This is a genomic window from Clostridium sp. (assembly GCF_036569345.1).
In the GTDB taxonomy this organism is placed as follows: domain Bacteria; phylum Bacillota; class Clostridia; order Clostridiales; family Clostridiaceae; genus Clostridium_AD.
Genome location: NZ_DATCQT010000217.1, coordinates 41953 through 48552 on the forward strand (window position 1 = coordinate 41953; position 6600 = coordinate 48552).

6 protein-coding genes are annotated in these 6600 nt (G+C 30.8%); 5 read left to right on the forward strand and 1 reads right to left on the reverse strand.

Annotated elements, in window-relative coordinates; all coding sequences use genetic code 11:
- The 5 genes from VIM70_RS22940 (at window position 1) to VIM70_RS22960 (ending at window position 3877) form a co-directional block, all read left to right on the forward strand.
- Window positions 1-759 carry an ABC transporter ATP-binding protein gene (locus tag VIM70_RS22940; protein ID WP_331948097.1) on the forward strand — a complete coding sequence of 253 codons (759 nt, stop codon included), beginning with the start codon at window positions 1-3 and terminating at the stop codon, window positions 757-759.
- Window positions 760-839: 80 nt separating this feature from the next.
- On the forward strand, window positions 840-1562 hold the full coding sequence (locus tag VIM70_RS22945) for a response regulator transcription factor (RefSeq protein ID WP_331948098.1): 723 nt from the start codon (window positions 840-842) through the stop codon (window positions 1560-1562).
- Window positions 1555-2943, forward strand: a complete 1389-nt coding sequence (locus tag VIM70_RS22950) for a HAMP domain-containing sensor histidine kinase (RefSeq protein ID WP_331948099.1) — start codon at window positions 1555-1557, stop codon at window positions 2941-2943. Before VIM70_RS22945 ends, VIM70_RS22950 begins: the two co-directional genes overlap by 8 nt.
- Before the next feature lie 69 nt (window positions 2944-3012).
- The gene (locus VIM70_RS22955; protein ID WP_331948100.1) at window positions 3013-3174 is read left to right on the forward strand and encodes a hypothetical protein; all 162 of its coding nucleotides are present in this window, start codon (window positions 3013-3015) and stop codon (window positions 3172-3174) included.
- A gap of 499 nt (window positions 3175-3673) precedes the next feature.
- On the forward strand, window positions 3674-3877 hold the full coding sequence (locus VIM70_RS22960; RefSeq protein WP_331948101.1) for a Spo0E family sporulation regulatory protein-aspartic acid phosphatase: 204 nt from the start codon (window positions 3674-3676) through the stop codon (window positions 3875-3877).
- Between the two features lie 109 nt (window positions 3878-3986).
- Here the strand turns inward: VIM70_RS22960 and VIM70_RS22965 are convergent, their stop codons facing one another.
- A complete protein-coding gene (locus tag VIM70_RS22965; RefSeq protein WP_331948102.1) occupies window positions 3987-6485 on the reverse strand; it encodes a transglycosylase domain-containing protein in 2499 nt (832 codons plus the stop codon).
- Window positions 6486-6600: the final 115 nt, after the last annotated feature.

A 6600-nucleotide genomic window follows, 5' to 3' on the forward strand; every position in this document is an offset into this window, starting at 1 on the left:
ATGAAAACATCAGTTATAAAAACTAATAACCTTTGCAAATCCTTTGTCACGGGAAAAACTGCTCTTAACGTGATAAAAAATTTGAGCTTAGACATATTTGAAGGGGACTTTACAGTAATTATGGGAAGTTCAGGTTCTGGTAAGTCTACATTATTATATACCTTAAGTGGTATGGACTCCCCTACTAGTGGCAGCGTTAACCTCTTAGGTTATGATATTACTTCAATGAAGGAGGAGGAACTCTCTAAGGTAAGAAAGAAAGACATTTCTTTCGTATTTCAAAGTATAAATTTACTGCCGGATATAACAGTTTTTGAAAATATAGCTTATTGTGGTTATGGAGTAAATAAAAATAAAAAAGAAGTCAATGAGAAAACCTTAAAGCTTCTTGAAACCCTTGGCTTAAAGGATGCTAAGGAAAAATATCCCTCTGAAATTTCTGGAGGCATGCAACAAAGAGCAGCAGTGGCAAGAGCTATAATCACCTCTCCTAAAATATTATTTGGAGATGAACCCACAGGAGCACTTAATTCAACTGCTGGAGAAGAGGTTTTAGACATATTATCGGGCTTAAATAATAATGGCCAAACAGTAGTTATGGTTACTCATGATTTAAAGGCTGCTGCTCGTGCTTCCAGATTAATATATCTAAAGGATGGTAGAATCGATGGAGAACTAGCTTTAGATAAGTTCTCTAAAGAAGATTATGAAAATAGAGAGGTTTTAATATTTGAATTTTTAAAAGAAAGAGGGTGGTAAACTAAACTGCTACCAGTTTTAAACTCTCTTTTCTTCACTTTTATGTTAAAATATAATTATAAAGTATTGGGAGGCATATTATGTCAAATGAAAAAATCCTTATCATTGAAGATGATATAGACATCAGAAATATATTAAAAGATTATTTAACAAGTGAAGGTTTTGCTGTTGATTGTTGTGATAATGGAGGAAATGCACTTGCTATTTTTAACTCTTTTAATCCGGATATTATTGTTTTAGATATAATGCTTCCTGAGGTGGATGGTATAGAAATCTGCAGAATAATTAGGAGTTCATCTTTAATACCTATAATAATGCTTTCTGCAAAAAGTGGAGATATTGATAAGATTTTATCCTTAGGGGTTGGTGCTGACGATTATATTACTAAACCTTTTTCGCCAATGGAGATAGTAGCAAGAATAAAGGCACATCTGCGGAGATATAAAACCTTTTCAATTCCATTAAAAGATGTTTGTCCTACAAATAAGTATGAGTCTCAAATAAAAGAATTTGGCACATTAGCAGTAGATGCTAAAAGCTATAAGGTAACTTACAGGGATAAAGAAATTCACTTAACCTCTAGAGAATTTGAAATAATAGACTTTTTATCTGATTACCCATCTCAAGTATTTTCTAAGGAACAGCTTTATGATAATGTTTGGGGAGTAACCGGTTTTGGAGATTTAAATACAGTTGCTGTTTATGTAAACCGAATTCGCGAGAAATTTGCGTTGAACAACATAAATTATATTAAAACTGTTTGGGGAGTTGGGTACAAATGGGAGGAAGTTATAGATGAATAACCAAAGCATAGCACTCAAAATAAAATTTTTGGTTTTATCTGTGATTGTGTTAGTAGCCTTTGTAATTATTTATTCAACAAATCTTATATATAATAAAAATAGTTTTTATCCTACAGTTAATAGGGGTAGAATTTTAACAAGTTCTATAAAAACAAGTTTAGAAAAGGTATTAGTGAATAATAATTCTAAGTCTCCTTTGAAAACTGATTTTCCCTATGCTGTTGTAGATCTAAAGGGTAAGGTTTTGTACTCTACTATAAGTACTTACAAAAAAGATGCTTTAACTAACTTAAATGAATTTATGGAGTACGATAATAAATCCTCCTTGCAGCAAGTGGGACTAGTCAAATATACTACCCCACTAATTATAAATAGTGCTCAAGTTGGTACCGCAATTTTTTTAATTCCTAAGGAGAACTTTTTAACCGCTTCATCAAGGTTAGTTACCTTTATAAATATACTACCTATTATCATCTCTTTATTTGCGATAAGTGTGCTGATGATTTTTATTTATATTTTTTTGAAAAAAGATATTTTATTGCCTCTAGCTTCCCTTAATGAAAGTGCTCGGAGAATTTTAAACGGCGATTTTTCATACCAGATTGATTATGACTATGATACAGAAATGGGTCTTTTTTGCCATGATTTTGAAGCCATGAGAGACGAACTTAAAGTTTCAAAACAAAAGGAAATATCAATAAAGGTAAGTGAGAAGGAACTTTTAGCTTGCTTATCTCATGATATTAAGACTCCACTAACTGCCATTCATGGATATGTGTCAGGGATAAAGGATGGTATTGTTAAAGATAAGGTGGGTATTGATAAATATTGTACAATAATATTAAACAGAGTAAAAATGTTATCCAAACTTCTAGAGGATATACTACAGCATTCAAAGGCAGAGCTTAACAAAATGGACATATCATTAGTAGAGTTCTACTGTGGTGATTTCTTTAAAGATATATTAGATGATTTATCTGTAGAGATAACCAGCAAAAAAATTCATTTTATTAGCCCAGATAAAATACCTAATCTTTTGATAAATGGTGATAAGAAAAGACTTTCTCAAGTAATGTACAATTTAGTTTCAAATAGTATAAAGTATTCAAGAGAAGATGCAACCATCTCAATATATTTTGAAAACACTTGTAGCTACCTTAACGTATTCATAAAAGATACAGGCATAGGTATTTCCTCAGCTGATATTCCTTATATATTTAATAAATTCTACAGAGCCGAGAAATGTAGAAATCAAAACATTCCTGGCTCCGGACTTGGTCTCTCCATATCTAAATATATTGTTGAGGCTCATGGTGGCTTTATAAAATGCGTTGAATCTTCATTTAATGGGACGATTATTTGTTTTGGACTACCAATATAAGTAGTATTAATGTGAAATTTTCAAATAGAGCAACAGTTTTATCACTATGATAACAGAGGAGATAATAAAGTGAGAATAGTATGTATCGGAGATAGTTTAACTTTTGGATATGGGGTTAATGAATCAGAAGGCTGGGTTAGTATAGTATCTACAAGAATAAAAGAGAATATTATTAACAAAGGTATACCAGGAGATACAACATTCGGAATGAAAAAAAGATTATATCCATAGATTTAAAAAACCTTTTATCAGAGAATGAAAACATAGGGAAATATTTTTTGGAAGATGGAATACATGTATCAAAAGAAACTCATAAAGAAATTGCTGAAATAATATGTAAACGGCTACTAACATAACAGTTGCTAGTTGATATTTCGAAAGTAATATGGATGACATTTTCAGTGATGGAAGTGTTTTTATTTTTTTGTTTAATATGTCGAATAATGTAATAAAAAATGTAATAAATTAGTTGAATATGAGATTGATTGTAAAAAAAATGAATGATATAATAAGCTATCGATGATTGATAGCCTTATTCTTAGGGAGAAGAGGTTTGTGGAAATTGTATTTCCATGAGAGCATATACAAAAAAATGATATGTTTGTAAAAATTGAAGATAAAGAAGGAAAATTTTTTTTGGTTATTGCTACACCATTAAAGCTAAAGAATAATATATATATAATAGAGATTCTCAGAAATTATTTAAATAATATAACATCGGAGAGATAGAATGGAAAAAATAGAAATGTTAAATAGTGACCTTGAGAAGCTAAACAATCGTATTTATGAATTAAGGAATGTTCTTAATGAGCTTTGCAGTACAATATATGATAATGACAGTGATAAAGAAAATAAAGAAGATATATTGATAGTAAGCCAGTATTTAGATGACCTTATAGTTGAATATATGAAACAAAATAATAAAAAAATATAAGAAAGAACAGAATTTTATTGTTTTTATTATGCGGAAAGTATTTCTTTAATACTTTCCGCATAATAAGATGTTGTTATTTTTTATTTCCCATATTTGAATTAGTATTGGGTTATTGGGACTTTGGTGGATTTGTAGCTGGTGCAGGTGTGTCTACATTAGTATCTGTACCATCAGTTTTTGGAGGTGTACCTGTCGTGTCGTGTGGGTTAGGTTCTGTTTTTGGCGGATTTTCTATATTAGATTTTTCTCCATTAATTTTGTTTATCATAGTTTGAAGTCTTGCTTGATATTCTGAATAAATCTCCTTATTTGATACATTCTGCAAAGCAGAAGAGACCTTTTGAATTAATTGTTCAGAAAGCGCATATTGTGATTTATCCGTTAAAGTGAAGCTTTCAAGTAGGTAAATGGCGTCTTTAGCAGACTTTTCATATGCCGTTTCCTGTTCTTTAATCAGAACATCATTAGTTTTAATATTTTCCTTATTTATAACTTCTAACTGGTTTTCATTTTCTGTTTTTACGGTGCTGATATTTGGATGAAGTTTTAAATACAATGTGTCCATTAATATCCCGTTTTTATCAACTATTGTATTAGGGCGGTCAAAATCCTTTTGATTTAACCCTTGGTGTAGGTATTCCATGTATTCTTTCCATATATGTCCTGGCTCACTAGCACCAAACATATCTTGCGCAGCAGGGGTATCATCTCCTACCCATACGGAAGTTGTATAATAAGGCGTATAGCCGACAAACCAACAGTCTTTAGATTTATCAGTAGTTCCTGTCTTACCTGCACTAAAATAATAATCATTAAGGGATAAGCCACTTCCTGTTGAATAACCTTCTGTTAATACACTCTTTAAAGTATCTGTCATAAGATAAGATGCACCACTATCATACACTTTAATTTGCTTATGCTTATTTTCAAACAAAACTTCATCAATTACTGTATTTGTTATTTTACGCAGGTTAGTAGGACTTATAAATATGCCATTTCTTGAGAGTGTTGAATAACCTGAAGCCATTTCTACTGGGGTAACACCCTTTGTAAAACCTCCTATAGCAACTATAGGTGAGGTATCATCAGAAGTTATATACTTAAACTCCATGTTTTGTAAGTATTTTAATGAATTTTTTACACCATTTGCTTCTACTAATCTGACAGGAATAGTATTTATTGATATATCAACTGCGTATTTTAAAGATACAGAACCTCGGTATGCAAAGTCATCATTAGCGGGGCCATTAGCTATTGGCGCATCTATATATTCACTTGTTGGAATATATCCTTTTTCAAATGAAGGTGTATATGCTATTAGTGGTTTTATAGCAGAACCGGGTTGTCTTATCCCTAAAAAAGCTCTGTTAAACGTGTTGCCACTTTGACTTCTACCACCAACTATTGCTACTACTTCTCCTGTGTTATTATCTATAGTGACACTTGCGCCTTGTTTTTCATATAAACCCGTGGTCTTATCCTTTTTTAAATATCCAGCTAAATTACTATCTATTACGTTTTGTAATTTTTTCTGTTTTGTAGTATCTATAGATGTATCTATTCTATACCTTCCACTAAGGAGCTGTTTTTCTTTATCCGCATACTCATTAGTATATTGATTAAAATAGGCTGTTCTATCAATATTATTGCTAAAATAATATTTAAATACAAAACCATCTTGTTCCATTAATTTTAATGTAGCATTATATACTGCATACTGCATATCGTAAGTCATAGGTTCTGATTTTACATTGGGTTTTATATTTAATTTAATAACTTCTGCTTTTGCTTTGATTAAATCCGCCTGTGAAATTTTACCTAAAGCCAGCATTTTGTCTAGAACTAGATTCCTTCTATTTATAACATTATCCATATGGCGTACAGGGTTATAAAGAGATGGGTTGTTAGGAATAGATGTTAGCATAGCTATTTGAGATAAATCTAAGTCTTTGTTTGACTTTTGAAAGTAATATTGCGCTGCACTTTCAATACTATAACAGCCATTACCGAAGTTTATGTTATTTACATAAAATTCTAATATTTGTGCTTTGGAAAACTTTTTTTCTAAATCTAATGCTATAACAGATTCTTTTAATTTTCTCCACAAGGTTACGTCAAATGTAAGGAATACATTTCTTGCAAGTTGTTGTGTTATTGTAGAACCGCCTTGAAGTGTAGCACCCTTGGATGTTATATATAGCCAAATAGATCTACTTATACCTTTATAATCTATACCGTTATGTTCGTAAAATCGTTGATCCTCTATTGAAGTAAAGGCTTCTCCTATATATGGATTTAAGTCGACTTCATTGGTATAATAATATGTGTTGGTTTTGAATTCTTTTAATAGTTTTCCGTTGCTGTCATAAAATTGTGTTGGTTTTCTGGTATTAAAATCAGTTTGTTTTATACTTTGTGCTATATTGTTACCAGCCGTTATGGTTGATTGTATTTTAGAACCATATTTGATATAAACATAAGTTGAAACTACTGCAACTAATACCATAATTATTGTGGAAAATATCAATAAACATTTAATGATTGTTTTCCATAACCTCTTTTTTACTTTTGTTTCTTCTATGACTTCAACTGCTCTATTATCATCCATTAACATCTACTCCCTTATGTTCTACAAAAAAAGAAATTCTCCAAGGCTTGGCCTAGGCGACTATGCTTCTTATATATTATTAACAAAATATGTAATTTATACACATATAATATAT

Excerpts from the sequence above, each read along its gene's own strand:
- VIM70_RS22940 (WP_331948097.1), top strand. The coding sequence starts at position 1 with ATGAAAACATCAGTTATAAAAACTAATAACCTTTGCAAATCCTTTGTC.
- VIM70_RS22945 (WP_331948098.1), top strand. The coding sequence starts at position 840 with ATGTCAAATGAAAAAATCCTTATCATTGAAGATGATATAGACATCAGA.
- VIM70_RS22950 (WP_331948099.1), top strand. The coding sequence starts at position 1,555 with ATGAATAACCAAAGCATAGCACTCAAAATAAAATTTTTGGTTTTATCT.
- VIM70_RS22960 (WP_331948101.1), top strand. The coding sequence starts at position 3,674 with ATGGAAAAAATAGAAATGTTAAATAGTGACCTTGAGAAGCTAAACAAT.
- VIM70_RS22965 (WP_331948102.1), bottom strand. The coding sequence starts at position 6,485 with ATGGATGATAATAGAGCAGTTGAAGTCATAGAAGAAACAAAAGTAAAA.